General features: G+C 60.7%; 26 protein-coding genes. 14 read left to right on the plus strand and 12 right to left on the minus strand.

The features are described from left to right. Positions 1-264: 264 nt before the first annotated feature. Positions 265-729 carry a DUF5330 domain-containing protein gene (locus tag IG617_RS00870; protein ID WP_192106477.1) on the minus strand — a complete coding sequence of 155 codons (465 nt, stop codon included), beginning with the start codon at positions 727-729 and terminating at the stop codon, positions 265-267. A gap of 331 nt (positions 730-1,060) precedes the next feature. Between IG617_RS00870 and IG617_RS21870 the strand changes: the two genes are divergently transcribed. The 3 genes from IG617_RS21870 (at position 1,061) to IG617_RS00885 (ending at position 4,087) form a co-directional block, all read left to right on the plus strand. Then, entirely contained in the window at positions 1,061-2,905 is a 1,845-nt protein-coding gene (locus IG617_RS21870; protein ID WP_192106479.1) for an ATP-binding protein, read from the plus strand. 14 nt (positions 2,906-2,919) lie between these two features. Next, positions 2,920-3,648, plus strand: coding sequence for a peptidoglycan-binding domain-containing protein (locus IG617_RS00880; RefSeq protein ID WP_192106481.1), 729 nt, complete (start codon positions 2,920-2,922; stop codon positions 3,646-3,648). Between the two features lie 64 nt (positions 3,649-3,712). After that, positions 3,713-4,087: a DUF1491 family protein gene (locus IG617_RS00885; RefSeq protein WP_192106483.1), complete on the plus strand. Its 375-nt coding sequence runs from the start codon at positions 3,713-3,715 to the stop codon at positions 4,085-4,087. Between the two features lie 32 nt (positions 4,088-4,119). On the opposite strand, the gene IG617_RS00890 is transcribed toward IG617_RS00885, so the two are convergent. After that, positions 4,120-5,274: a DUF2336 domain-containing protein gene (locus tag IG617_RS00890; RefSeq protein WP_192106485.1), complete on the minus strand. Its 1,155-nt coding sequence runs from the start codon at positions 5,272-5,274 to the stop codon at positions 4,120-4,122. A 185-nt stretch (positions 5,275-5,459) separates the two neighbouring features. On the opposite strand from IG617_RS00890, the gene IG617_RS00895 reads away from it, so the two are divergent. Both IG617_RS00895 and IG617_RS00900 read left to right on the plus strand, forming a co-directional pair. Further along, positions 5,460-5,669: a hypothetical protein gene (locus IG617_RS00895; protein WP_192106487.1), complete on the plus strand. Its 210-nt coding sequence runs from the start codon at positions 5,460-5,462 to the stop codon at positions 5,667-5,669. A gap of 81 nt (positions 5,670-5,750) precedes the next feature. Continuing rightward, on the plus strand, positions 5,751-6,614 hold the full coding sequence (locus IG617_RS00900; protein WP_209008188.1) for a hypothetical protein: 864 nt from the start codon (positions 5,751-5,753) through the stop codon (positions 6,612-6,614). A gap of 45 nt (positions 6,615-6,659) precedes the next feature. Here the strand turns inward: IG617_RS00900 and IG617_RS00905 are convergent, their stop codons facing one another. Next, the gene (locus IG617_RS00905) at positions 6,660-7,595 is read right to left on the minus strand and encodes a GlxA family transcriptional regulator (protein WP_192106489.1); all 936 of its coding nucleotides are present in this window, start codon (positions 7,593-7,595) and stop codon (positions 6,660-6,662) included. A gap of 92 nt (positions 7,596-7,687) precedes the next feature. On the opposite strand from IG617_RS00905, the gene IG617_RS00910 reads away from it, so the two are divergent. Then, on the plus strand, positions 7,688-8,191 hold the full coding sequence (locus tag IG617_RS00910) for an isochorismatase family protein (RefSeq protein ID WP_192106491.1): 504 nt from the start codon (positions 7,688-7,690) through the stop codon (positions 8,189-8,191). Between the two features lie 61 nt (positions 8,192-8,252). Here the strand turns inward: IG617_RS00910 and IG617_RS00915 are convergent, their stop codons facing one another. Together IG617_RS00915 and IG617_RS00920 are read right to left on the minus strand one after the other, a co-directional pair. Then, positions 8,253-9,794 carry an ankyrin repeat domain-containing protein gene (locus IG617_RS00915; protein WP_192106493.1) on the minus strand — a complete coding sequence of 514 codons (1,542 nt, stop codon included), beginning with the start codon at positions 9,792-9,794 and terminating at the stop codon, positions 8,253-8,255. Between the two features lie 230 nt (positions 9,795-10,024). Next, the gene (locus tag IG617_RS00920; RefSeq protein ID WP_192106496.1) at positions 10,025-10,504 is read right to left on the minus strand and encodes an Lrp/AsnC ligand binding domain-containing protein; all 480 of its coding nucleotides are present in this window, start codon (positions 10,502-10,504) and stop codon (positions 10,025-10,027) included. Positions 10,505-10,605: 101 nt separating this feature from the next. On the opposite strand from IG617_RS00920, the gene IG617_RS00925 reads away from it, so the two are divergent. Beyond that, positions 10,606-11,793 (plus strand): diaminopropionate ammonia-lyase, encoded by a 1,188-nt coding sequence (locus tag IG617_RS00925; protein ID WP_192106498.1) that lies wholly within the window; start codon positions 10,606-10,608, stop codon positions 11,791-11,793. Positions 11,794-11,818: 25 nt separating this feature from the next. Here the strand turns inward: IG617_RS00925 and IG617_RS00930 are convergent, their stop codons facing one another. Beyond that, positions 11,819-12,208, minus strand: a complete 390-nt coding sequence (locus tag IG617_RS00930) for a RidA family protein (protein ID WP_192106500.1) — start codon at positions 12,206-12,208, stop codon at positions 11,819-11,821. Positions 12,209-12,346: 138 nt separating this feature from the next. On the opposite strand from IG617_RS00930, the gene IG617_RS00935 reads away from it, so the two are divergent. Together IG617_RS00935 and IG617_RS00940 are read left to right on the plus strand one after the other, a co-directional pair. Continuing rightward, positions 12,347-12,958, plus strand: a complete 612-nt coding sequence (locus tag IG617_RS00935) for a dimethylsulfonioproprionate lyase family protein (protein ID WP_192106503.1) — start codon at positions 12,347-12,349, stop codon at positions 12,956-12,958. An 82-nt stretch (positions 12,959-13,040) separates the two neighbouring features. After that, positions 13,041-13,373, plus strand: a complete 333-nt coding sequence (locus IG617_RS00940) for a putative quinol monooxygenase (RefSeq protein ID WP_192106505.1) — start codon at positions 13,041-13,043, stop codon at positions 13,371-13,373. Positions 13,374-13,379: 6 nt separating this feature from the next. On the opposite strand, the gene IG617_RS00945 is transcribed toward IG617_RS00940, so the two are convergent. The 4 genes from IG617_RS00945 to IG617_RS00960 all read right to left on the minus strand — a co-directional run bounded on the left by IG617_RS00945 (position 13,380) and on the right by IG617_RS00960 (position 17,728). Then, positions 13,380-14,078: an aspartate/glutamate racemase family protein gene (locus tag IG617_RS00945; RefSeq protein WP_192106506.1), complete on the minus strand. Its 699-nt coding sequence runs from the start codon at positions 14,076-14,078 to the stop codon at positions 13,380-13,382. Positions 14,079-14,229: 151 nt separating this feature from the next. Next, complete coding sequence (locus IG617_RS00950) at positions 14,230-14,790, minus strand: DUF1254 domain-containing protein (RefSeq protein WP_192106507.1); 561 nt, start codon at positions 14,788-14,790, stop codon at positions 14,230-14,232. Beyond that, positions 14,787-15,521 (minus strand): DUF1214 domain-containing protein, encoded by a 735-nt coding sequence (locus tag IG617_RS00955; protein WP_192106508.1) that lies wholly within the window; start codon positions 15,519-15,521, stop codon positions 14,787-14,789. The genes IG617_RS00950 and IG617_RS00955 overlap by 4 nt, the downstream gene beginning before the upstream one ends. Then, positions 15,518-17,728, minus strand: coding sequence for a transglycosylase domain-containing protein (locus tag IG617_RS00960; protein WP_192106509.1), 2,211 nt, complete (start codon positions 17,726-17,728; stop codon positions 15,518-15,520). The genes IG617_RS00955 and IG617_RS00960 overlap by 4 nt, the downstream gene beginning before the upstream one ends. Positions 17,729-17,812: 84 nt before the next feature. On the opposite strand from IG617_RS00960, the gene IG617_RS00965 reads away from it, so the two are divergent. Continuing rightward, positions 17,813-18,304, plus strand: a complete 492-nt coding sequence (locus IG617_RS00965) for a YcgN family cysteine cluster protein (protein WP_192106511.1) — start codon at positions 17,813-17,815, stop codon at positions 18,302-18,304. A 360-nt stretch (positions 18,305-18,664) separates the two neighbouring features. After that, positions 18,665-20,146: a methyl-accepting chemotaxis protein gene (locus IG617_RS00970; RefSeq protein ID WP_192106512.1), complete on the plus strand. Its 1,482-nt coding sequence runs from the start codon at positions 18,665-18,667 to the stop codon at positions 20,144-20,146. A 77-nt stretch (positions 20,147-20,223) separates the two neighbouring features. Here IG617_RS00970 and IG617_RS00975 read toward each other — a convergent pair whose 3' ends face one another. Further along, on the minus strand, positions 20,224-20,865 hold the full coding sequence (locus IG617_RS00975) for a TetR/AcrR family transcriptional regulator (RefSeq protein ID WP_192106513.1): 642 nt from the start codon (positions 20,863-20,865) through the stop codon (positions 20,224-20,226). Positions 20,866-21,222: 357 nt separating this feature from the next. Between IG617_RS00975 and IG617_RS00980 the strand changes: the two genes are divergently transcribed. Then, positions 21,223-21,807, plus strand: coding sequence for an NAD(P)H-dependent oxidoreductase (locus IG617_RS00980; RefSeq protein ID WP_209008190.1), 585 nt, complete (start codon positions 21,223-21,225; stop codon positions 21,805-21,807). 38 nt (positions 21,808-21,845) lie between these two features. Here IG617_RS00980 and IG617_RS00985 read toward each other — a convergent pair whose 3' ends face one another. Then, positions 21,846-23,468: an FMN-binding glutamate synthase family protein gene (locus tag IG617_RS00985; RefSeq protein ID WP_192107334.1), complete on the minus strand. Its 1,623-nt coding sequence runs from the start codon at positions 23,466-23,468 to the stop codon at positions 21,846-21,848. A gap of 1,251 nt (positions 23,469-24,719) precedes the next feature. Between IG617_RS00985 and IG617_RS00990 the strand changes: the two genes are divergently transcribed. Further along, entirely contained in the window at positions 24,720-25,265 is a 546-nt protein-coding gene (locus IG617_RS00990) for a hypothetical protein (protein WP_192106515.1), read from the plus strand. Further along, positions 25,156-26,529, plus strand: coding sequence for a DNA-packaging protein (locus tag IG617_RS00995; protein ID WP_209008191.1), 1,374 nt, complete (start codon positions 25,156-25,158; stop codon positions 26,527-26,529). The genes IG617_RS00990 and IG617_RS00995 overlap by 110 nt, the downstream gene beginning before the upstream one ends. Positions 26,530-26,575: the final 46 nt, after the last annotated feature.

The raw sequence follows: 26,575 nt of genomic DNA on the forward strand, positions 1-26,575 counted from the left end.
CCGTGAGCGCAGGAAAAATCGGCAACCGGCCGTGAAATGGCCTTTGGGGGCAGGCGTCTTTCTTCTTTCTGGAAAGAAAGAGACGCCGCAAATGGAATGGGCAGCTATCCATTTGCGGCGCAGCGGAAGATCCGCTTCAGTGTTGCCGTCAATTCCGGAAACGGAGGCGACAGAGTGTTGCCACCGGTCCCGGTCAAGCGGGGCGCAAACAGCCGGTTTTCGGAAAAGAGGTCATTTCCCCGAAACACGGCCCCTCGTACGGAATTATCCCGCGCGAGGGTTGGGCCGCGGTACGGGCCCAATTTCGAAAGTCGGACTGAAAGCCGAAGTCTCGTTTCCTTGCCACGGCGTGACCATATCCTGAGAGGTCAAGGTGCCAGAAGAAGTCGAGCCGGTGATCAGGTCCGAATGATCTTGTTCGACGGGCGCAAGGCCGGTCGTGGTGTCGGCAACGTTGGTGTCTGCGACCTGGGTATCGAGAAACTCATAAACGATCCGCGCGCCGTCACGGGCCCGGGCTCCAATTGCGGACAAGGCGTTGCCACCTGTTTCGCAGGCTCCAGGATTGCGGTCGCAGAAGCCGCCGAGGTCGGCCACGGTCGCTTGCGCTGCAAAATACGCTGCGATCGGATCGATGTTTTCGTTCGCATCTGATTCTGTGTCTGATCCGAGCGGGATCAGAACCAAAACCAACGTCAGCCAGAATGCTGTCCTTAGCAGAAAGAACATGTTGCTACCCTTCAGTTCAATTCGTCTTGCAATGCTCGTCGCGCCAGACGGCAGTGCTTTTCTTATTGTTTCAAGTTAGCAGGCACATCCGAAGGCCGCGTTGAACCCAGAAGCGCGTTTTTCATCAAATGAAACAGGTATTTGAGGCAAGTTTTCAGAAAAATTGGATCAAATTTTATCTATTCCGGACCAAGCCTTGGATCCGATTGCATTTTTTGCCTCGACAGGCCCGATTGGGGTTTATCCTTTATCGTTCCTTAAGTGGTCGGCGGCAAAATAAAGCGAAATCAGTTGGATCCCTTCGCCTGCGTATTGGGCTTGGTAGTGTATCGTGCGTAACCACCTGTCGAAATTCTCCGGATTGACGGAAAACATCCAATCTCAGCTGTCGGGACTGGTCTATCCGGCCGTCTTGGGCGACCCCTTGCAGGAGCCGCGTCATCGCAGTTTTCTGGCCGGTTGCCTGGGTGGCGGCGCCATTGCGCTTTTGATTCTTCCCTTGCATCTGGCGCTCATCGGACCGACGAGCCTTCCCGTTGCTCTGGTCCTGGCCTGGATGCTCGGCCAGTGGCCACTGGCGATGTATTTGTCCCAGACCGGCAACCTTGAGCGCGCGCACGCCTTTTCTGCCGCTCTTTTCGGAATATTTCTGACCGGGCTTTGTTTGTTCACCGGCGGTCTGTCCTCTTTCGCCCTTGTTTGGCTCGCCGCTGTGCCGATGGAAGCCGCGCTTTCGGGCTCGCGCCGGATCATCGCCGCATCAGCTGCTTTTTGCGCCGGGCTTGTTGTTCTTCTGGCGGTGGTGCCGCAGGCTCCGGCGTCTTTCGCGCTTGCCACACCGCATGCGACCCTGATTTCGGCCCTGGCGGCCTGCGCCTATATGTCCATTCTCGCCCTGAGGCTTGCATTGGACCATATGCGCGTTCGCAAGGCCCTGCAGCAGGGCGAAGAACGCCTGAAGCTTCTCAACGATACGGCAACTGATATCGTCTGTTCAGTCGAACCAGATGGCACCGCAAAGGTCCTCGGCGGTCCTCTTGAGACGGTTCTTGGGCTTTCCTGCCGTCAGGCGCGGGGAGATTGGCTGTTCCAGCGCGTTCATGTCTCGGACCGGCCCTTCTATCTGACCCGTCTTGATGAGGCGCGTTGCGGCAAGAATGTTTCCGACGTCGAACTGCGTCTGCGCAAGGGAGCGAACGCCCCTGGTGAAAATGGCGCTGCCGAGTACATCTGGGTCTGCCTGAGGTTCCGCGAAATGACCTCAAACGAGGGCGACGTGAGCCTTCGGCTGGCGCTTCAGGACATTTCCGCGCGCAAGGCCCAGGATCAGGAATTGCGTCAGGCCAAGGAGATGGCGGAGGAAACCTCTATCGCCAAGACGCGGTTCATTGCAAGCGCAAGTCATGAACTGCGCACACCGCTGAATGCGATCATCGGTTTCTCCGACATGCTGCGCGCCATGCCCGCCGAACAGGTGTCGAGCGCGCAAAACCGGGAATATGCCGAGCTGATCCATCAGTCGGGCATGCATCTGCTTCAGGTCGTGGATGACATTCTGGACACGTCTCGCATCGAGACCGGCCATATGGATCTGACGATTGAGCCGGTTGACCTGGGCACCTGCCTCGAGAGCTGCCGTGCGATGATGGCGCCGATTGCCGAGCGTGCAGGGGTCGAGCTTGTCTTTGCCGATCAGGACAGTCTTCCGGTTCTTCCAGCAGACCGCCGTGCGCTGAAGCAGATCGTCATCAACCTGCTCACAAATGCGATCAAGTTCAGCGGCAAGGGCAGCAAGGTCTCCATCTCCGTCCGCACCGAAGGGCCGTTCCAGGTGCTCGAAGTGCGCGATCAGGGCATCGGCATCCCGGCCGAAATGATCGAACGCCTCGGCCAGCCGTTTGTGCGTATTGAAGCCGAAGACAGCCCGCGAAACAGCGGCAGCGGCTTGGGACTGTCCATCGTCAAGGGACTTGCCGAACTTCATGGCGGCGCATTGCAGGTCGAAAGCCGTAACGGCAAGGGGACGACCGTCTCTGTAAAGCTTCCTGCTGGAGCCATGCGAGCGGCACGCGCCGAGCCACAAAGTGCTGGCAGCAACCAGCAGACAGATACTAGCATGACCGTCAGCGAGCGCGTTTCCGCCGTTGATCCGGTCGTCCTCGCCCACAGCGCATGAGCGGAAGGAAGCAGATGGCGCGCGGCAAGAAGGCAGACTTCGAAGACGAAACCGACGGCATGATGGCCCGAGCGGGCGGCATTGCGCGCGACAATCCGGTCGCCGCCGGTGGCGCCGTTGTCATGGCACTCACCGGCTGTCTGATTGTCGCCAATGCGGTCAGCCTCCAGCCCGGCCGTCACCCCGCGCCCTTCTTTGCGACCCGTGACCGTCCGCAGGCGATCGAGCCGGATGATCTGCGCGGTATCGTCGTGCAGGAAGTGTCCGCTCTTGTGCTTGACCTGCAGACAAGCCTGCGCCGCATCGGGATCTATGAGGGACCGCTTGATGGTCTGATGGGTCCCGCGACCGAGCGTTCGATCCGGCACTATGAGAGATTGCATGGCCGTCTGGAAACGGGGGAGGCCACCGACGAGCTTCTCGCGCTGATCACACTGCAGGGCACGGACGTTGTGGCTTCAGGCCCTCCCGTGCCGCGACCAAAGCCAATCGGTGCCTCGGCCCTGGCCGCCAAGACTGTATCGGCTCCGCCGCTGGAGCCGGAAAATCCGCGTCTTGCCCGCATTCAGCAGCTTCTGTCGGATCTTGGCTACGGCCCCTTGAGCGCGGACGGTGTGATGGGCGACAATACGTCTTCTGCAATCCAGAGGTTCGAGCTGGACCGGGGGCTGCCGATCACAGGCGAGCTGACGCCCGCAGTGATCGAACGGCTGGAGATGGTCAGCGGCAAGCGAGTTGACTGATCGCCCGCCTGTCTGACTTTCGGGCCGCCTTGGCCCGCCTTATGCGACCTAAAGAGCCAGCCTCATGCGCGTGACTTCCGATTTCTTCGTGACAGCCTTGGTCCGGCGGATCTTTGCTGAAAACGGCTTTGCGGCGATCCAGAAAAAGGGCGCGCCGGAAGCCGGCGCCATCTTCATTGCCGTCGACCGGCTTGACGGCAGCTATGATTTTTATGGCCCCGCGCCCCAGGCCATGTTCATGGATCAGCCCCAAGGGCGCCTGTTCGAGCAGATTTTGGAAAAGGTGCCCCGGTCGGACATCACCGCGCGTCTTGAACGCGAAGCCCGGATGGACCCAGACTACTGGATGGTCGAGGTCGATTCTGAGGCGGGAAAGATCGACTTGCCTCTCGCCGAAGAAGAAGCGGAAAAGGCTCCCGATCCTTTCTTCAAGTTCTAGAAAAGCGAAGCTTCAGCATTGGCGTCGACTGCTCAGCCGAACCGGAGCAGTTTTTCGATGTCGTCCAGTTCCTGCCATGTCGCGTCGCCGGACCGGGCAGGGCGTGCCGGTTCCTGATTCTGGACGAGATGCTGCGCTTCAGACCGCGAGGTCCGTTGGTCGTGCGGCGTTTCTTCACCGACCCAGCGGTTGACCAGAAGCATCGCCGCGCCGTGGCTGATGTTGCCGAACACCTCAAGCAGATCACGCATTCCCTTCAGCGGCAGGCGCTCGCCCAGGAGACGCACAAGGATCTGTGATGCCTTTGCGTCCGTGAAGCCCAGCGCCTTCAGGCAGATCGAAAGCGTTTCACCGCTGTCGTTGGCAACGATATCATGCGTGAAGGTCTCTGGCAGACCGAGGGCGTAGGAGAGCTCATGAGCAAATTGCTCTGCGCCACCGGTCAGTGCACTGTGGTGCAATTGCTTCAGAAGGCTTTGTTTGAACACCGGACGGGCAGGCTTGTGGGAGCCGCTGCGGGTCAGGTTGATCAGACTGGCAAGTTCGGCCGAGGCGATGGCCTCCTGGCGCAGAGATGCGTCCAGGCGGGAAAAATGCGTCAGCATCTGGCTGGACGTCAGGACCTTGCGGTCAACCAGATCCTTGCCGAAACGCTTCAAAATGTCGGGCCTTTTGCAAAGCATTGAGACCATTGCTTCGTCGAGATCAATGTCGGTGCGCTCCAGAAGCAGAGCGATCACATCCGGACCACCGGCTTGAGCCAGGATCTCCAGCACCTTCGGGCTGGCATCCGTGCGTTCGGCGATGGCCTTGCGCAGGCTGTCGGGGCCGCGTTCCGCCTGGGCCACGAGAATATCTTCATCAAGGCTCGGCGCGTTGCGCAGCACCGGATAGGCGGTCAGGGCGTCTTCGTCGGCCGCCAGCGCCGCCAGAACCTCTGGCGGGGTGGCGGGATGGCGCACCAGATGACAGGCGATGCGGCGCCGGTCGCTTTCGTCCGTCTGCGGCAGAAGATTGAGCGCAAGTTCCCGGAAGAGGGTCTTGTCCCGGCTGTCATGGGCCTCACGGCCGGCAAACAGCTCGGAGGCGGCCAGAAGCACGCCTTCGGCATGGGAGGGACTGGACTGCCGGCGGGCAGTCTCATGGCCGGAAGAAACCTCCGGCGAGGGGACGGACAAACGGTTCATGGCTCTCGTCTACGCAATACCAACAGCGGAGCGAACGGTTGCTGTTCGTTGACTAAAATAAAACGAAAAGCGTTAGCACACTGTTAACCCTGAAAGCGGCCTAATCATTTTTAGAAAGAGTATTGCGTCACCCATTTGACCGTCCCTGCGTATGCAGGAAGAGACGAACCGAAGGAGGAGACGAGATGGGCACCCTTTTGGACTTTGCATCCGCGCAACGGCCCCTTTCACGACTGACCCCCAAGCGAAGCGACCGCCGGTCGGCCACTTCCGCACCTTCTGGAGAGGTTGTCCTCTTCCCAGGTGTTCGTTACGAGCGCGAGGCCCTTGATCTGGCCGCACGAATCGGAACCATCGGAAGAACTGCCGGAACACTCGCTTCCGACCTCGACTGAGTTCGAGTGAACGCTGCTTTTCCGGTAGGTTGAAAGCGCAAGGGCTGATTCTCGCCCGGTGCCAAGCTACGGGGAAGCCCTATGGGCGTGACATCTACGCCTGAGCCACTGTCGAATGAAGCAAGGCCGCGTCAACCTTTGGTGATGGCCGGCCGGACTGTATGCGCTGCCGCCATGCTCGCCATGCTGCTGGCCGCCTGCAGCCGCCCGACAGGTGACTTCGACCGCGCCCGCCCCAACATATTCCACGACAAGGTCATGCCGGCCGCCGGTGAGGCCGCTGCGCGCTATCGCGGCGATCCCGTTTCCAAGTTCAACATGACCAACGACGAGGAGCTCCTGCGCGAACGCGGCTGGGGATTGATCCGGCCGCCCTGGACCAAGGACTGGATCGGCGGCACGGTTGTTGAGCTCTCGCGCACCCGCGTTTTGCCTGAGGTTGAGGGCAGGGTGCCGGTCGATCTCTATTACATCTTCCTGCGCTCGGACAAGTTCCGCTCCAGCGACGCCCGCTACGATCGCGTGGCCGCCGATGCAGAGGGGGATGCCAAGCTGGTCTGGCCCTTCTGCGAGGTCGCAATGCGCGTCCAGGCCGCCGACAAGGAGCGCCTGAGGGTTCTGGCCAACAAGCCGGTCGCCACCGAAGAGACCTATGAGGGCGCCAAGGCCCGCGTGTGGGAAAACCGGATGATGATCTCCTGGGTCGGGCAGGCCCTGCGGTACCGCATCACCGCCTATCAAAAGGCCCTCGACAGTCTGGAGATCGAAACGCCGTCTGCCGATCGCTTGTGGAAGGCCAACAACGCGATCCGCACGCTGGAGGCGGAAGTGCGTCTTGCGGAAAACGGCTGCGTCAAGAAGGACCGCTTTACCGTCGAGGGCAAGACCAAACGCTCACGGATCTACACCGGCTGGGGCACGGAACGTCCTGCACCCAAGAAATAGAAACCCGGGCCCATCCGTTGAGGCGCGGCATCTGACCGATAGGCTTCATCCGACCCTTTGTCTGGCGAGCCACTGGGTCGGGGTCATGCCCAGTTCGGTGCGAAAGGCTTTGCGCAGGGACTGTACGTCTGGAAAGCCGCAGTTCACGGCTATGCCTTCAAGTCCCTTCCCACCGCGCAGCAGACTATCTTGAGCCCGCGCAATTCTTGCCCGCCGCAACCAACCTCCCAGGCTTCCGCCCGTCCGGCTGCGTATGTGCCGGCTCAAACTGCGGCGGCTCATTCCCGCTTCGGCCGCCAGGACATCAAGAGATGGATGCCCTGTCGGGTCGGCCCAAAGGCGTTCAAGGATGTCGGCGACCCGCGCTTCGGCCGTCGAAGCAGGAGATGGCCGCTCGATCAGCTGAGGTTGTTCGCCGCCGCGCTGTGGCGCCAGCACCAGTCCGCGTGCCACGTGATTGGCCTCTGCAACGCCGGAGAGGCGGGCGAGGAGATGCAGGCAGCAGTCCAGTCCGGAGGCAACGCCCGCTGAGGTCAGAACCGGTCCGGAATCGATAAAGATCGCCGTTGGGTCAATCTGAACGGCCGGAAAACGGTCGCGGAACGCCTCCGCGGCGGCCCAGTGCGTCGTGGCACGCCGTCCATCCAAAAGGCCTGTCTCCGCCAGTCCGAATGCGCCAAGGCACAGACCGACAGCGACGGCATCGCGGGCATTAGCAGATCGCAGCTGCTCGACGATCGCGGGTGGGACTGCTTCGCTGGCATCTCGCCATCCCGGCAGGATGACGACATCGGCCTCTTCTGCCGCGTCCAGCAGATGCGGTGTCTCCAGGGTTATTCCGGCAGAGGTGGATATCCGGTTCGCTTCTGCGCAAACGAACACCCTGTGATCATTTGAAAGTCCTGCACCTCCAAAGACCGCAAGCGGCGTCGACAGCATGAACGGGTTGATACCCTCATAGGCAATGACTGCAATGTCCATTGGCCCAATTTAATCGAATAATGTCCTTTGGGCCACTGCTGCAGGCCTTCGTGGAAAGGTAATTCAATCTCCAGTGAAAAGGAGAAACTTTGATGAGCCGAACTCTTCTCGTGATCGATATTCAAAATGACTATTTCCCGGGCGGTGTCCTGCCACTGCATCAGGCCGAGGAGATTGAAACCAGCGTCGTCGATGCGATTGACCAGGCGCGGCAGGCGGGGGCGCGCATCGTTCTTGTCCGCCACGTCTCTCCCGCACCCACGGGTTTGTTCGCGGCAAACGGCACCGGAAATACCATTCGCCCCAAGGTTCTGGCGGCAGCTGGCGACGCACCCGTCGTGATCAAGCAATTCGCCGATGCCTTTCAGAAGACGGATCTTGCCAAGGTGCTTGAGGGCACGACTGAGCTTCTCGTGTGCGGAATGATGACCCAGAACTGTGTGGTTTTCACCGCAATGTCACGCGCTGCCGACAGCCTGGACGTCACAGTCATTGGCGATCTTTGCACTGGGCCATCCGAGATTGTTCACAACACTGCGCTGAACGCACTGGGCTCAAAGCTCCGCCTCAAAACCGCGGATGAAATTTGGACCTAGTCTCGGGGCATCGCCTTCCGCATCCGGATGCGGAAGGCGTTTTGCGTTGAGTTGGCACGTTCTAGACGACGCCGTTTTCCACGACTTGATCCGGATGCTCGCTGGCCCAATCCCGCAGGAATTCCGAAATCTCATCGGAAGCCACATGGTCGAGGGCGCGGCGTGGCAGGTCAACGCCATGCGCCAATGCCAAACGCAGGCACGAAATGTGGTCCCGGTCGTCTCGTCCCGGGCAATTCTCTGCCCCATGCAGGACGGTGGAGAGAAGGGTGCCGCCATAGCCGTTTATATGAGCGAGGTCAGGCTTCAGGCTCAGCAGGTAGTCCATGACCTCGGGCAGACCTTCCCAGCCGGCGATCTGCACGGGCGTCAAGCCTTCCGCATCCGGGCGGTCATGCTCAACACCCAGGGCGACAAGCCGTTTGATGTGGTCGAGTTTCGCCGTGTATGACGTCAGCATTCGGATGATATTGCGATAGGCGTCCGGGATCTCCTCCGGGTCAAGTCTACCCTCAGCCGAGTGGCCCTCAGCTGCGCCGGCCAGGGCGGTCTCCACGGGGCTCAGTGTTTGATCAGCGCCCCGTGCCGCAAGTTGGTCGGCCAATTCCGTGTGCCCGAAAACGCGTGCATAGGCATAGGGCGTTGTGCTTTCGAACCGCCGGTTTGGATCGGCCCCATTGTCCAACAACAGCGTGATCAGGTCTGCCGGCACCATGCGACGCGCTGCCTGGTGGAGTGCCGGGATGACCCATGGCACCTCGCCTCCAAACGGAGCGGCGTCAAACTCGTCTACGCGCGCGCCGTGATCCAGCAACAGCTGAATGGCCTCCTTGTCATGAAAATCCATTGCCCGCAGCAAAGCGTTGGTGCCTTTGGGGTCTGCGCCATGCGCCAGAAGCATGCGCAAGCCGTCATGATGGCCAAGCTCTGTGGAATGATAGAGGCTTTCCCCATCGTTGGGGTCGGCGCCATTGTCGAGCAGCCATCGACCAAGTGTCATGTTGTTGGCGTGGCCAATGGCGAAATAGAGCGGCGAGAGCGTGTGTTCGGTGTCTGCGGAAAATGCGACCCCCTGATCGAGGTCGGCACCGTTTGCGTGAAGGGCTCGTGCGATCTCCAGCATGTCCTCTGACAGGTCCGGTTTGTGATGAACCCATTTGGAGCGCGCGAGGACAGTCAGGGGAGGCGCCTGATTGGCAATCAAATCGGTCGCGAGTTGCGGTGACTTGTCGAGAGCGGCAAGAACGTCCGGCTTGCGGTACAGGCCAAGACATAGTCCGAAATCGCCATCAGCGATGTCTGGCGTGTCGGCGAGAAATTGCTCCACCGTGCTGAAATGGCCCGCAGACAGGGCAAGCTTCAATCGCTGACGTTTGGTCGCGAGATCCATGCCGAGGAGATCTGCCGCGAGTTTCAGGGCTGGCCAGGACGGAAAACCTGCCTCGCGCGCAATGACATGGAGATAGTCGGCATGTTTCAGTGCCGCCGTATCTGTCCGGGGTGCATGGCTTTTGAGACGCTGTAGCGCTTGCACATCGTTCGACTGATGTGCCTTGCGCAGGTTTTTGGCGTCGCGGCGGAGTTGGTCCAGAGACTTTGTCATCGGTGTCCTCACTTTGGCTCGATGGTCCGCTGAGGTCGAGCATGAGACATACCGAAATCTGGTCGTCATCTATTCGATGGGGTGCCGATGACGGCTTTCCGCGGACCTGGAGGCTAACCCGATAGCAGTGTGTTTTAGACACAAATCATGCTGCCGGGCAAGGTCGCATGTAAATGAGACACGGCGCGGTCCTGGGAAGGTCTGATGATCCTGGCCGGGGCGCGCGCCGGTCAGATGTTCAGGCTTCCGGACGCCTTGGTCCGGTCCATGACGACAAAGGTCTTGAACTTGCGGATGTTGGCGTTGCCGAAAAAGAGGCGTTGGGTGAGGGCCTCATATTCCGCCATGTCGCCGACCAGGATGACGAGCACGAAATCCGCTTCGCCCGTGACGTAGTAGCATTGCTGGATCTCTTGGGCGGCCAAAAAATCGGCCTTGATGGCGTCGATCTGGCCCCCTGTTTCCGCCTTGAGCTCGACTTCCACCAGGATCGTCAAGGGCAATCCAACTTTTGACGGTTCCAGAACCGCCGTTTGCGCGGCGATCACGCCGGCTTTCTGCATCCGCTTGATGCGCCTTTGAACGCTCGGCGCAGAAAGATTGACCTGCTCGCCGATGATGCGGTGAGGGATGGTGTTGTCCTCCTGGATGAGCCTCAGGATCGCGAGATCAAACGTGTCCAGATCAGACGAGAGGGTTTCTTTCTTCACGGCGCTCACATGCAAGAATTGTTCATTTGATGCGAGAAAATAGAGCACAACTCTTACAGCTGATGAACTAAATTCTCGTCAGAGATGAAAAGGAGCGATTGATGTTGGACCTGTTCGCAAACTCAAACACGGGCTATTTCGACGCAGGACTGACAGGCGAACGTCTGCTGCCTGACCTGTTGACCCGAGAGCAGTTCGATCGCGCGGAAAACGAAGTCAGCAGCTGGGAAGGCTATGAAAAGACGCCTTTGCTCAGCTTCGGTCCGTTGGCGGCGGATCTGGGGCTGGGCGAAGTTCTCTACAAGCATGAGGGCGATCGCTTTGGCCTGGGCAGCTTCAAAGCCCTGGGCGGTGCCTACGCGGTGATGTGCGTCCTGCAGCGGGAAATATCGAAGCGTATTGGCAAGGACGTGTCCCTGGCGAAGGTCCGAGACCGCGCATTTCCGTCAGAGGCAAAGGATATTACCGTGATTTCAGCGACGGACGGCAATCATGGCCGCTCGGTTGCCTGGGGTGCGGCCCGTTGTGGTGTATCCTGCCGGATCTATGTTCATGCCGAGGTCAGCGAGCACCGCGTCGATGCCATGCGCGCGCTGGGCGCAGACGTTATCCGCATTGATGGCGATTATGACGCGACGGTGGAGCAGACCCGCCTCGATGCTGAGCAGAACGGATGGCTGATCGTCTCCGACACCTCCTGGACCGGCTATACTCAAACGCCGATCGAGGTCATGGCCGGATACGGTGTGATGGCGCGCGAAATCACGCGTGATCTCGCAACACCACCCACCCATGTTTTCCTGCAGGGCGGCGTGGGTGGACTGGCCGCTGCGGTGGCTGCAGTTTTCAGGCAGGACTGGGGGACTGAAGCACCCAAGGTCTATGTGGTGGAACCGGAGCTCGCACCGTGCCTCTTTGAAAGTTCCAAGGCAGGCCGCTCCACTGCTGTTCAGATCGCCGAAGAGACGATCATGGCCGGGCTCTCCTGCGGTGAGCCGTCCGAGGTTGCCTGGTCCGTTCTGGCTTCGCAAACGAGTGGGTTCCTGACGATACCGGAAGAGGTGGTTGCGCCGACTGTGCGCATGCTTGCGTCTTTCGAACCTGAAAGCGCTCGCGTCCAAGCTGGCGAGAGCGGGGTCGCGGGACTTTGCGGTCTGATCTGCGCGGCAACGCAGCCAAACCTGCGCGCGGCGCTTGGGCTGAATGAAAGCTCCCGTGTGGTGTTGATTGGCTCCGAAGGCGTCACCGATCCGGTTATTTACGACCAGATCATCAAGGGCGAGATCTAGGCCGGGATACAGCGATCCGAGGGTTTCAATCCAATGCCGCAATCGGCCGGATCTCGACGATCGCACCTTCCTGAACAAAGCCGGCCACTTCAATCGCCGTCCAGGCCGGATAGGGCTCGACCACATAGTCGGCGCGGACGGCCTTGAACACTTCCAGATGGGCGCGAAGGCCAACATGATAGCTGGTCATCTCGACAAGTGACCCGTAGTCCAGATTGGCCTCGCGCAAGACAAGACCAATCTTTTCAAAGGCATTACGAATTTGCGCTTCCGGGTCCTCTGGCAGGTTTCCCCCCGGATCCGTGCCTGTAAATCCTGTAAGGAAGACGTGTTGGCCAGAGATCAATCCCGGCGCCATTTTCCAGTCCGAATAGTAGGACTGCAATTCCTTTGGGACGATCGCCTGGCGTGTCATGTGGTCTCCTGATGGCTTGTCTGAGGCATCATAGCGGCCGATCCTCGACAGTTCGATGGCTGCGCGACGTGTTTGACGGCGGCAGCCGGACACCCTAGCGTTGACAGACGACCTCGACGCCCGCTTCAGGAAGATCTCATGCAAAACCGCTCTGCCGCGCTGCAAGCCTTTGTTGATGCGGCCGAAACCGCATTCAAAGAACGTGCCCAGGGAGAAGAGTCGCGGCGCTCTGTCAGCCGCTCTTTTTCGGCCCTGGCTGCGCCGGCGGACAAACCGCGCGCAACCCCCGCCAATGAAGGCTCCCGTTTGCCTGTCTGCGACGCGCATCTCGATCAGATGATCGATCCGACGCGCTTTCCGGATGCAGATCTCGCAGCACTCGCGGAAACATTCCGGGCGCTGGAGCCGGCCCTTTCCTGGAGCAAACGCAAGGGCACGACGGCCGCAGCAAGCGACACGTTCGACCAGGGACATGCCAATACGCTGATCATCGGGCCCGGTGGACTGGAGCGGCGGACGGACGTCTGGCTCGGTGTCTCCCTGCTTGCGCCAGATGTCCGCTACCCTGATCACGATCACCCACCGGAAGAAACCTATCTTTGCATGTCGCGCGGCGAGTTTACCCACGGCGGCAGTGACTGGTTCGAGCCCGGGCCCGGCGGGTCCTTCTACAATTCACCGGGAATACTGCACGCCATGCGCTCGGGATCCGAACCGCTTCTGGCATTCTGGCTTCTTCTGACCGCGTGAGCGCGGCAGAGGCCTGGGACGTCATGCCGGATAACCCCAGGCATTTTCCGGGAACTTCATTTTACCAGGATCGGCTTTGAACATGATCATCGAGATACGCCGCTACACATTGAAGCCAGGCCGCCGGGAAGAGTTCATCGACTTCTTCGAACGGGAAAATCGCGCTGCACTTCGCGAAGCAGGAATGCTGGTCTTCGGCCCCCTGAGAGATCTTGAAAATCCTGACAAGGTGCATTGGATGCGAGCCTTTCCAACGCTTGAATCGCGCGAGACCCTCAAGGAAGGTTTTTACAACGGGCCTGTCTGGAACGAGCGCATCGAGCATCAGGTCATGCCAATGATCGCGCACTACGAGGCGGAAGTGACCGAAACGACTGGCGGGTTTGAAGGGTTTGGTGGCCGACCTGAGCTCTAACGCGAGTTACCTCGCATCAAGGGCTCGGGCAACAGCTGCCTGGCAATGGAGCTCGGTTGTCGAAAACGCCGGGAGCGGGCACTCTCCGGGAGAGATAAGCAACGGGATTTCCGTGCAGGCCAGAGCGACGCTGTCCGCGCCACGTTGGCCCATGGCAGCCATCACGTCCTTGTACTTTCCACGCGTTTCCTCGTGGAAACGATTGTGGACCAGCTCCTCGTAGATGCTGTCGTGAATGAATTTTTTTTCAGCTTCGTTGGGCTCGACAGTTTCCAGGTCATTACGAGCAAAAACCTCTGGAAAGAAGGTTCCCTCCATCGTTTTTCTCACGCCCAGGATAGCTGTGCGGCCGAGGCCTTTCGATTTCACAGCCTCCGCTGTCACTTGCGCGATGTGGAGAAACGGAATGTTGATCATGGGCTCGATGGTAGGCACAAACCGGTGCACATCATTGCAGGTAATCACGATAAAATCGGCCCCCGCAGACTGGAGCGATCGTGCCGAGTCCGCGATCTGCTGGCAGGCAGCAGCTTCGTCGCCCCTGTCAATTACAGCACTGACATAGTCTTGGCGATTGACGCTTTCCAGGACGATGCGTGCCGAGGAAACCCCGCCAGCGGTCATCTGGGTTATCTCATTGACACGCTTGTAATACTCAGCCGTCGAGACCCAGCTCAGTCCACCGATCATTCCGATTTTCTTCATTCGTTTTCGTCCCGTTGATTCCCGAAGGCAAAGACTATCGGATAGCCAGGTAAAGCGCGAACGCTGGTGCCGTCATGGTCGGACGGAAACATGTGAGTAGGTCGTCGTCGACAGGGCGCCGGAGGCTGCGCTTAACAGACAGAGAAAGGCGTCAGCTCAAAGACCCGCAGAAGGCGGTGCTCAGCGCCGTATCCACTTCCCTGCTTTGATGGGCATGCGGTACAAAGGCCCTTAAGAGGGCAAAGCCGTTGGTGGCCGGGATCTCCAGAACGATCAGCTCATCCAGGTCCTCAGGCGGATTTTCCCGAATGATTGACAGCTGTTCCGGCGTCAGCAGGAGCATTGAGAGAATGTCCGATCCTGATGTCCGGTTGTTCAGGCTGTAGACGGCTTCTCCCGCCTCGTTGAAAAGGCCGATCGACCAGAAGGGCACGGGGATCGAGGCGGTGAACAGCACCGGCCCCTCGTCCAGCGTGAAGCGGCAGGCTGCATGTTTCATCGCCGGGTCCAGCGCCGGCAGGGGCTCTGCGCCCGGTTGCACGTCCGGCAGCAGGTTGAACTGGCGATCCGGGCCGAAGTTTGCGACGTCGGCATAGGCGCTGTGGCTCGTGTTCTGCGGGATCGTCAGCACCACGAGGATATGCACCACGGCGGCAAGGCTGAGCGTTGCGACCAGTCCGGTGAGCCAGGCAAGGCGTGGAGACAGGCTCATGAGCAGGACAGCCTTTCGATGAGGGGCATGACCGCACCATCCAGGGCGGAGCCTGTCGTGATCGGAGCGTCGTAGAGCCTGAACGTGAACATCAGCCCGGACCCGATGCCACCGGCCGTGGCCATGCCGTCAGCGCCTGTCTCGGAAGCTCTTGGCAGCCCGAGGGGAAGCCAGTTGCCGGGCCGAGGTGCGCGGGCGGCAGTGATCTCGAAGCTGCCGTCTTCCTTGCGCAGGATCTGACGGCTGGTGAGAAAGGTTCTGCCGGCAAGGGTTGGCACCAGCCGGCCATGATTATCCGCTGCAGTCAGGGTCCATAGACGTGCCGTCGGCGTCTGACCGGAAATCCGGTAGTCACAGGCGGGATTGAGCGTGGCGCCCGAGCTGTCGGTGCGTGCGCTGATGGCAAGACCTTCACCCGATGCCAGGGGAATGCGGGCGCTGCGCGTGTAGATCGCCACGGAGTAGGGATCTGCTTCCGACGTTCCGGCCTCCGGATAGGCCGACCAGGGGCCGATGGTCACGGACAGGAAGGGCCGATCCCGTTCGATCATCAGATAGGCCGAGGTGATGCCCAGAAGCGAACCGGCAAACAGGATCAGAAGAACTGCAAAGAGCGAGCGGATCGGCGTGGGTCGGCGCGGGGCGATGATCGCCGGCATGTCCGGCTCATACCATGAGGCCTCGCTGTGAAGTGGCACCTGAGACGTCGGCGTTTTGGGGGCGACATTCATTGCCGGGCCGCCACGTCTGTCGGGGGCGTGCTCTCAGCCGGTGGGGCTGAGGCAAGCGGTGAAATTGCGCTTAGTGCCTTGCCGATGTCTTTCAGAACGCCTTGGGTCTGCCGGTTGAGCACGCGCGGCTGAGGCCTGTTTTCGCTCTCGTCCTTCACCAGAGCCTTGGGGAAGCGGGCAAGGTCCGCCGCATCGACGCCGGGCATGGGCGCAAGATCAATGTCCCGATGGGCATAGTCCATGAAGGCTTGCCAGGTCATGGCGGGAAGGCTGCCGCCCGTGACCCGGCGGGTGGAGGTAAAATCGTCATTGCCGAACCAGACCGCCGCCGCGAAATTGCCCGTGTATCCGACGAACCATGCATCCCTGTAGGCAGAGGTGGTGCCGGTCTTGCCGGCTGCAACGACACCGTCGATGCGCGCTCTGCGGCCTGTGCCGGCCTCGACCACATTGACGAGGATCTCGTTCATTTCCTCCACCTTGTCGGCCGGAAGGACCCGGGGGGCTTCCATCTCGTCCCGGTCCCGATTGTAAAGAACGGTCCCGTCGCTGTTCTTGACTTCCACGATCGCATAGGGCGTTGCCTTCTGCCCGCCGTTGGCAAAGGTGGAATAGGACGCGGCCATGTCGAGAACCGACACATCGGAGGCGCCAAGGGGCAGGGACTTGGAGATCTTGAGTTCGTTGGTGATGCCCATGGCATAGGCGGTCTCCACGATCTTGTCGCGGCCGATGGCCTGGGCAAGACGAACGGGCACCGTGTTGATCGACTTGGTCAGCGCCACCTTCAGGCTCACCGGACCGCGGTAGCTGCGCCCATAATTGCGCGGGCTCCAGCCGCCGATGGTGATCGGCCTGTCGGGCACAATGCTGTCCTTGGAATAGCCGTTCATGAAGGCGGCCATATAGACGAAGGGCTTGAAGGCGGAACCGGGCTGACGCAGGGCGTTGACGGCGCGGTTGAACTGGCTGTCGCCATAGGATCGCCCACCCACCATGGCGACCACGGCGCCGTCCGGAACCATCGCCGCGAGCGCCGCCGAGCCCACGTCCCGGGCCTTGGCATTGTCTCTCAAGGTGGCTTCGACCGCCAGATCCGCCTGCCGTTGCAAGGCGGGGTCGAGGGTGGTGCGGACGGTGACGATCCGGTCGCGTGCCAGGGCCGGGTTTCGACGCGCCAGTTTTTTCACCTCGTCCAGCGCCCAGTCAAGGAAATACTCCGGCAGCTGATCCTGAGACCGGTCGACGGCAATGGCCGGGTTGCGCCTCGCGCCAATCACCTGTCCTTCGGTCAGGAGCCCGGCCTGGACCATGTTGGTCAGCACCTCATTGGCTCTGGCGCGGGCGGCGGGCAGATTGACGTGTGGGGCGTATTTCGTTGGTGCCTTGTAGAGACCTGCCAGAATGGCGCTTTCGGCCAGTGTCAGTTCACGGACATTCTTGTTGAAATAGAACTCTGCAGCGGCTGTCACGCCGAAGACACCGCCGCCCATATAGGCCCGGTCCAGATAGAGCTTCAGGATTTCCTGCTTGGTCAGATTGGCCTCCAGCCAGAGGGCCAGATAGGCTTCCTTGATCTTGCGGCCCAAGGTTCGCTCGTTGCTCAGAAACAGGTTCTTCGCCAGCTGCTGGGTCAGCGATGAACCGCCCTGAACGACGCCACCAGCGCGCGCGTTTTCGACCATGGCGCGAAAGGTGCCGACGATGTCAATGCCGAAGTGGGAGAAGAACCGCCGATCCTCGGTCGCAAGCGTCGCCTTGATCAGGACGTCGGGAATTTCTTCAAGCGGCACCGTGTCATTGAGGACGATCCCGCGTTTGCCGATTTCCTTGCCGAAGCGATCAAGAAAGGTCACCGCGAAGTCGTCGGTCGTGCGCCAGTCCGCATACCGTGTTGCCTCAAACGCGGGTTGGGCGAAGGCGAGCACGATGACGAGGCCAATGGCACCATAGGTGCAGGCATCCGAGCCCAGCTCCGCCAGCGCACGCCAGATGCCTCTTGCGCGAAAGCGCCGCAGGAAAGCATCATAGGATTCGAAGGTCCGCCGCAGGGCGCTGCCGATGGTCCATAGAACCGTGTCGACGAAGGCATCGATCGCCAGCAGGAATTGGCCAAAACTGCGCCTTTGCCGCGGCACGGAGACGGGCTCGGGCGCGGGGGGAGGCGTCGGTTCCGAGGGGCTCTGTCTGCTTTCGTCTTCGCTCAACGGACCACGTCCTGCTTGCTGGCGGGCGTTCAACCATGATAGGCCGCGCCGAACCTCTTGTCCCAAAGGAACTCGAAACCGCTGATGAAATCAATCACCTCGCCTGAAAATCCTGAAAGCCCGCCGTTCTGGAAGGTCAAAACCCTGGCCGAAATGACGCAAGGGGAATGGGAATCGCTTTGCGATGGCTGTGGGCGGTGCTGCTTGAACAAGCTCGAGGACTGGGATTCGGGGGCGATTGTCTGGACGGACGTCGCCTGTGAGCTTCTGGATGGAACGAGCTGCCGCTGCAAGGACTATGACAACCGGGCGGCGACGGTGCCCGATTGCATCCAGCTGACCGTGCAAGAAGTGCAGGAGCTGACCTGGCTGCCTCCAACCTGTGGCTATCGCCTGATCCGCGACGGACAGGATCTCTACTGGTGGCACCCCCTGGTTTCTGGCGATGCGGAAACAGTGCACCAGGCCGGCGTTTCGGTTCGCGGCCGAACCGTCACGGAAGCCAGTGTCCCGGTGGAAGAGCTCGAGGCCCACGTGGTGGCCTGGCCGAACGAGGTACCCGCGTCTGCCCGTTAGCAGGGCCGCTTTTGCCGCGATTCACCGACGTATTCTGGTCTGGCCCCGGATCAAGGTTAATGGATATGTAGTATTTCTTCCGGATGCCAGTTAATGGGCTCTTCACATCATTTTTTGGAATTCGATTTGATGTATATCTGGAATATCTCCCGCCAAGGGTGAATATTACGAACTCTGGGTGGCGGTATTTATGTTTGCGCATGGAAAGAAATAACAGTATTGGCTTGTTTCCTGGCATTTTTGTCAGTTTTTGTATGTGTTCCAATTAATATATCTGAAATAATTATTATTTTAACTCAAGGGAACTTGAATATACGCGCTGATGAAAAGAAGGGGCGCGTTTTCCCTGGAGATTAAGTAATGCTCGATTCTATTTTTCACGGAGATGTCAATAGTATTTGGCAGGCTGTCGGGAAGTCACATGCAATAATCGAGTTCAAGCCCGACGGTACGATTGTAGACGCGAATGAGAATTTTCTCAGCACGATGGGCTATGGTCTGGCGGACATCAAGGGCAAGAAGCACAGCATTTTCGTGGAGCGGGACTACGGTCAAAGCGCCGAATACGAGACCTTCTGGAAAGAGCTTCGCAGCGGCAAATATCAGTCAGCTGAGTTCCCGCGCTACACCCGCGAAGGCAATGTAGTCTGGATCCAGGCGTCCTACAATCCGGTCGTTGATTCCGGTGGCAAGGTCATCAAGGTGGTCAAGCTTGCCGTCGACATCACCGAGCGGAAGCAGCAGGAAGCGGAGGCCAACGGTCAGATTGAGGCGATCAACCGCGCTCAGGCCGTGATCAAGTTCGAGCTGGACGGCACCATCATCGAAGCCAACGACAATTTCCTTGGCGCTGTCGGCTACTCGATGGATGAGATCAGGGGCAAGCATCACCGCATCTTCATGGATCCGACCGAGGCTGCATCTTCAGAATACGCCGCCTTCTGGAATGCCCTGCGTCAGGGTGAATTTCAGTCGAACGAATACAAGCGGATTGCCAAGGGTGGCCGCGAGATCTGGATCCAGGCGACGTACAATCCGATTTTCGACGCCAAGGGCAACCCGCGCATGGTGGTGAAATTTGCCACCGACATCACCGCGCAGATGGAAGATCGTTTACGCCGCCGCGCGATCCAATCGGAGATTGATGCCGACCTCAACGGCATGGCAGATGCCATCACCAAGGCGAACAGCCAGGCTGCTTCGGCGTCCAGCGCGTCTTCGCAGGCCTCCTCCGGCGTTCAGACCGTTGCTGCAGCCTCCGAAGAGCTTGTCGCCTCGATCGGCGAAATCAGCCGCCAGGTCGCCCAGGCCATGTCGATTTCCGACAGCGCGGTCGAGAAGGCGGACGGGTCTTCCAAGATCATGTCGCAGCTGGCAACCGATTCCCAGAAGATCGGCGAGGTCATCGAACTGATCGAAAGCATCGCCAACCAGACCAATCTTCTGGCCCTCAACGCAACCATCGAGGCGGCGCGCGCCGGCGAGGCAGGCAAGGGCTTTGCGGTCGTTGCCTCCGAAGTGAAAAGCCTGGCATCCCAGACCAGCAAGGCGACGGAAGACATCCGTGGCCAGATTGAATCCGTGCAGAGCTCGACCTCGCAGTCGGAAGAGGCTATCGGCTCCATCCTCGGGATTATCCAGGAGCTGTCGGAGATCTCCTCCAGCATCGCGACCGCGGTCGAAGAACAGTCCTCGGTCACCCAGGAAATCTCGGGCAACATGCAGATGGCGGCCCAGGGTGTTCAATCCATCTCTGGCAACCTGGAAGACATTTCCGGTGCGACCAACGAGGTTGAAGCGGTCATGGTACGCGTGCGTGATGCCTCTCAGGCCCTGAGCTGATCCCACCTCCTGATTGGTCTTGAGAACCCGCTGCCGGATGCCGGCAGCGGATTTCCTTTTGTGCCACGAAGCGCGTTTCAGTCCGTCCGCGGGGCAGGCGACAGCAGGAAGGCTTCCACATGCCGGGTCAGGCGTTGTCGGATCTTGCCAAGATCATCAACCTGATGGGAGCGGAAGAGGATCGCCCCGTGGATCATGAAGGCGATCAGACCGTCGACCATTTCCGCCGGATCGCGATCCTTGCGCAGGGCAGGAGTGATCTCCGCAGCTGTCTGCCAATAGGCGAGAAAATTCTGCAGCTTGCCATCGAGCGCATCGAGGTTTTCGACGAATTCCGGAGCGCAATGGCCCTTGGTGACGCCGATGTTGTCCATGAACACGCGCAGCATGGTCTGGCTTTCGGTGATCACCTCAATCAGGGACATCATCCTGTCGAGCAAAGTCGCGACCGGGTCGGCTGACAGCTCAGCCAGAGGCGTGTCATCTGCATCGGCCCCTGCGCGCAGCTCCCGCAGCCGGTCGAGCAACAGGTAGGACAGCAAGCCATCCATGTCGCCGAAATGGGCGAAGATCGTGCCCTTGGCCACGCCGGCATGCTCCGAGATCGCTTCGGCCGTCAAACCCTCCAGTCCCCGGTCATGCTCGGCGGCAAGATCAGCGGCAGACGCCAGGATCTTGCTGCGCGTCACCAGGGTCCTTTTTTGCGGTTTTCGGGTCATTCCGGTCGGCTCTCCAGCTTGTTGCTCACGAAGGCCAGAATCGCCCTGCCAGCATGATCAAGCCAATCACATTAATTTGACCACGGTCAATAGTTTGTCGATTACGGACAGGTCTGGACTGCAAGGGTGAGGGCGCCGCCTGTGAAGGGGATAGAGAAGGCGTCACGAAATCAATCGCTTGGGCGGAAATATTGAGAAATCTATCAGGGTGTATTCACACCGACTGAGCCCAAGCTTCATCACCCGGAACGCTATCCCAATAATTTGACCGCGGTCAAAATAACTTGCATTCGCTGCGATGACGCATCAATAAATGACCACGGTCAATATTTAATGCGAAGGCGAAGGAGAGACATGATGACCCGGAAAATTCTGATCCTGGATGGACACCCGGCACAAGGCAGCTACTGCGAGGCGCTGACCAAAAGTTACGCCAAGGGCGCGGCGCGCGCGGGCCATGACGTGCGCGTGCATCGTCTGGCGGAAATGACGTTCAACCCGGATTTCGGCACTTCGGATTTCAAGAAGGCGCCGCCGCTGGAGCCCGATCTCCAGGCCTTTTGGGACGACCTGGTCTGGTGCGACCATCTTGTGCTGGCCCATCCCCTGTGGTGGGGCGGCCTGCCGGCGCGGCTCAAGGGCCTCTTCGATCGGGCCTTGTTGCCGGGCAAGGCGTTCAAATACAACCGGGGCAAGGACATGCCCGATCCGCTCTTGAAGGGGCGCAGCTCCAGGATCCTGATGACATCGGACACGCCGCCGGTGTTTTTCAGGTGGATCTACGATTCATCGGTGAAAAAGCAGACCCAGCGCCAGATCCTGAAGTTCGTCGGCTTTTCCCCCAACCGCTTCAGCCAGTTCGCTTCCATGATCAAGTCCACCCCTGACCAGCGCAAGGACTGGCTGGACAAGGTGGAAGATCTCGGCCGCAGGGCTGCCTGAGACGGACAGTGAAAGCTGCAAAAACGAAGCGGTACGGCCTAGCCGTGCCGTTCTTCGCGGGCAGCCGCCAGGCTTTTGACTGGCTCGAAGGTCTTGGCGTCGGCCATGGCCCAATAGGTGGTAAAGCCGGGAATGTCGTCCTTGATCAGGAGATCGCCCGGTTTCAGCCAGTCCAGCGCGGCACTGGCGGGCAGAACGTCACGGCTGCCCTCCCGCACATAGACATGCTCGGGCTTGAAGCCCTTGGGCGATTCCAGTCCGGCGGCATGGGCGAAATCCATCAGCGCCTTGACCGTGTTGCGATGGAAATTCGCAACCCGCGTGGCCTTGTCCGGCACGACGAGCGCCTTCTGCCGCTTCGGATCCTGGGTCGCAACGCCGACCGGGCAGCGGTTGGTGTGGCAGCTCTGGGACTGGATGCAGCCGAGCGCCAGCATGAAGCCGCGGGCCGAATTGACCCAATCGGCGCCCAGGCACAGGGAGCTGGCGATGTCAAAGGCGCTGATCAGCTTGCCGCTGGCGCCCAGCTTGATCTCGTCGCGAAGGCCCGCGCCCACCAGCGTGTTGTGCACGAAGGCAAGGCCCTGGCGCAGGGGCGTGCCGAGCCGGTTGGTGAACTCCAGCGGCGCGGCGCCCGTGCCGCCCTCCGTGCCGTCCACCACAATGAAGTCCGGGCGGATGCCGCTTTCCAGCATCGCCTTGACCACGGCCATGAACTCCCACTTGTGTCCGACGCAGAGCTTGAAACCCACCGGCTTGCCGCCAGAGAGCTCTCTGAGCGTGCCGATGAACGCCATCAGCTCCAGGGGCGTTGAAAAGGCCGAGTGACCGGCCGGGGAAATACACTCCACGCCGACGGGAATGCCGCGAGCTTCGGCGATTTCCTCGGTCACTTTCGCGCCGGGCAGGACGCCGCCGTGGCCCGGCTTGGCGCCCTGGCTGAGCTTGATTTCGATCATCTTGATCTGCGGGTTGGTGGCTTGCGCCGCGAATTTTTCCGCGTCGAAGCCGCCGGTCTCACTGCGGCACCCGAAATAGCCCGACCCGATCTCCCAGATCAGGTCGCCGCCGCCCTCCCGGTGATAGCGCGACACGCTGCCTTCGCCGGTGTCATGGGCAAAGCCGCCGGCCTTCGCCCCCTTGTTGAGGGCCAGGATCGCATTGGCCGAGAGCGAGCCGAAGCTCATGGCCGAAATGCTGAAGATCGAGGCCGAATAGGGCTGGGTGCAGGCCGGCCCGCCGATGGTGACCCGCAGGCGCTCGTCCTGGGCCGGATCCGCCTTGGACAGATGCGGACCGCTGCCAGAGGTCTCCGTGTTGCGCGCCGCCTCGCGCGGAGCCATGGAGTGGTTCATCCAGGCGTAGTCCTGAGCATAGACGTTGTATTCCGTGCCGAAGGGCTTGTTGCCCTCGATGTTCTTGGCCCGGTCATAGACCAGCGAGCGCTTCTCGCGCGAAAACGGCGCGCCATCCAGATTGCTCTCGAAGAAATACTGCCGCATTTCCGGCCGGATCGCCTCGAACATGAAGCGGAAATGGCCGATCACCGGATAATTGCGCAGGATCGAGTGATGCCCCTGGATCAGGTCGCGGATGCCCACGGCCGACAGGCTTGCAAACACCAGCAGCGGCCAGAGGAAATGCCAGTTCACCGTCAGCATGAGGATCAGGGCAATGACGGTGAGCACGAGGCACAGGCAGAAAATGAAATAGCGGGCGGGGATCACGAAGATAGTCTCCAGCTGGCTGGCAATCAGAACGGCAGTCGTCCCGGGTCGGTCATGTCAGTCATGGCAGGTGTTGCGGAGTTAGGGAAGGGGACGCCGCTCGAGCATGCCACTGATCCCCTTCCATAAAGCGGCTTTGTTGCAGAATGAAATCAGTTCGGTTGGAGATTGCCGTCTCCGCCTGGAGTGTCGGAACACGCCTCTTCTCCAGCCTCCGTCATGCCATGGATCGACCATGGCATCCATGCCGTGACTTTGCCCATGAGAACCACTTCGATTTGAGACACCCGAACGGCATGGATTGCAGGATCAGGTCCTGCAATGACGGCGGAGGGGTGGAAGGCGGCGCTTCTACACCAGGTGCCCCAGAACAGACCTTTCCTGCGTCATTGTTGGGCCTGTCCCGGCAATCCATAGGACCTCTCGTTTGGCGCGTGGATCCTCGGGACAAGCCCGAGGATGACGATGGAGAGACTGACGCCCACCGCACCCTCAGCGGTCATCCCCGCCTTGTGCGGGGATCTGGTCCAAGGTTCGTCGAGCAGGGGATTTGCCGCGGAAGAGGGCCGGTCTCGATGGCTTGCAGACCCTCAGTGCTCACACCCGCTCCATCTCTGGAAATGCGTGGATCCCCGCGCGAGGCGGGGATGACGGCTGAATGGATGCAAACCGGCCTTGCCACAATACTCGTGGAGCAAGCCTCTCCCTCGATGCCGTCCCGGACGCAGCGCAGCGGAGATCCGGGACCGAGTAAGCGGCGCCCTCCCGGCTCTGACCGAAGCGTCTGCGCCTACTGGATCCCTGCCTGCGCAGGGAAGGCAGAGGACGCGACACCTCAGATCGGGGAAACAAAATAATAGGAATTTATTCTTGACAGCGTGACGATGATCTGCTAGGGTTTTGTCATGGTCGAAGAAGTGCGTTTGGGGCCTTGAGGGCTCAGGCGCGGTGGCGGGACCGGTGGCAATCATCGCATGGCTGTAAGGGGCGGGGATAAGTTTCCGGCCCTTTTTTCATGACTGCGAAAGACGTTTCCCAAGTCACTGAATGATCGACGTTTTTGAAACCTTGCGCTGACGGGACGATCGGAGCGCGGGCCATCATCTGAGGGATAACAGGCGCGGCGCTTCGGCGGACGCGCCTTTTTGCTGGCCGCGTCCGGTGGCCGGTGTGAGGAGGGGCAACGTGGCGAAGGCGATCAGGAACCGGGACCGCAAGGAGATCCTTCTGGCAGAGCGGGAAGCGCGGGAGCGGATCAAGCGCGGGCTGCCGCTTCGTGTCCCCAAACCGGCTGAACCGGGTGCCGCTGCAGATCCGCCGCCTCCAGATGAGTTGCCGGAGGAGGTGGCGCGCCTGGTTGAGGACGCGGATCCCGGCGAGCGGCCTGACATGATTGTCCGGCTTTACAGGGCCTTCGAAGCCCAGGTGGACGGCGTCGAGACGCGGCTTAACGCGCTGCTGGCAGAGGCCGCCGAGGGCGGCGAGGGCGCGAGCATCGTCGAGATCGATCGGACGGTGAAGACCCTGGCGAGCCTCGCCCGCACCCTGAGCCTGCTGCTCGACCTGAAAAAGACGGTGGGGCCGGAGAGCGCGGATGAGGACGAGCCGGGGGAAACAAGCAATGACGACCTTGAGGACGCAGACGAGCTCCGCGCGCAGCTTGCGCAGCGCCTTGGCCGCCTGTGCCCGGGCGCAGAGGCTGGAACAGGCGCTGGAGCAGCTGTCCCTTGAGGAAATGCGTTTTGTCCTGACCGACTGGCCGACCTTCGCCCACGAACATCAAATGCCACCGTCGGGCGACTGGCGGGTCTGGCTGCTGATGGGCGGACGGGGCGCCGGCAAGACCCGCGCCGGGGCCGAATGGGTCAAGGCCATGGCGCTGGGCGCCGGCTGGCCAAGCGCTGGAAGTCAAACGGCCGGCCGCGCATCAGGGCGCATCGCATTGGTCGGCGAAACCTTCGCTGACGTGCGCGAGGTCATGGTGGAAGGCGTGTCGGGGCTCTTGTCGGTGCATGGCAAGCGCGACCGTCCGAGCTGGACGCCCACACGGCGCCGTCTGGAATGGCCCAACGGGGCGGTGGCCCAGGCCTTTTCATCCGAGGACCCTGAGGCCCTTCGCGGGCCCCAATTCGACATTGCCTGGTGCGATGAACTCGCCAAGTGGCGCCACGCCGAGGAGACTTTCGATATGCTGCAATTCGGTTTGCGCCTGGGCCAGGAGCCCCGGCAACTGGTCACGACGACACCCCGGCCCGTGCCGCTGTTAAAGCGCCTGCTCGGTCTGCCGACCACGGCGGTCAGCCATGCGCCGACACAGGCGAATGCGCCGTTTCTGGCACCGGGGTTTCTGGAGACGGTGGTCTCGCGCTATGCCGGCACAAGGCTCGGACGGCAGGAGCTGGACGGCGAGCTGATCGAGGACCGGCCCGACGCACTCTGGTCGCGGGATCGGCTGGAGCAGATCCGGGTCGACAGGGCGCCTGAAGATCTCCAGCGCATCGTGATTGCCATCGATCCGCCTGCCTCCTCGGGACGAAAATCCGACGCCTGCGGTCTGGTGGCCGCGGGCCTCGCCGAGGACGGCACAGCCTATGTTCTGGCCGATCGCTCCATGGCCCGCGCCAAACCCGCAGACTGGGCTTCTGCCGCCACCGGTCTCTGGCACGGACTGAGCGCGGACTGTCTGGTCGCCGAGGTGAACCAGGGCGGGGAGATGGTGGCCGAGGTGATATCGGGGGCGGACCCCTCGGTGCCGGTCAAACAGGTGCGGGCGACACGAGGCAAGTTCTCGCGGGCTGAGCCTGTCGCCATGCTCTACGACCAGGACCGTATCCGGCACGTTGGCGCCCTGCCGGAGCTTGAGGACGAGATGGTCGATTTCGGGCCATCAGGCCTGTCCACGGGCCGCTCGCCCGACCGGCTGGATGCATTGGTTTGGGCGATCTCGGAACTGCTTCTGGGCCCAAGAGCCGAACCTCGGGTCAGGCGTTTGTAGGCTTAGGTATTCCTGACCTGTCGTTTGAATCACTTTCTCAACTGCG

The sequence above is a fragment of the Roseibium polysiphoniae genome (assembly GCF_014842925.1).
In the GTDB taxonomy this organism is placed as follows: Bacteria; Pseudomonadota; Alphaproteobacteria; order Rhizobiales; family Stappiaceae; genus Roseibium; species Roseibium polysiphoniae.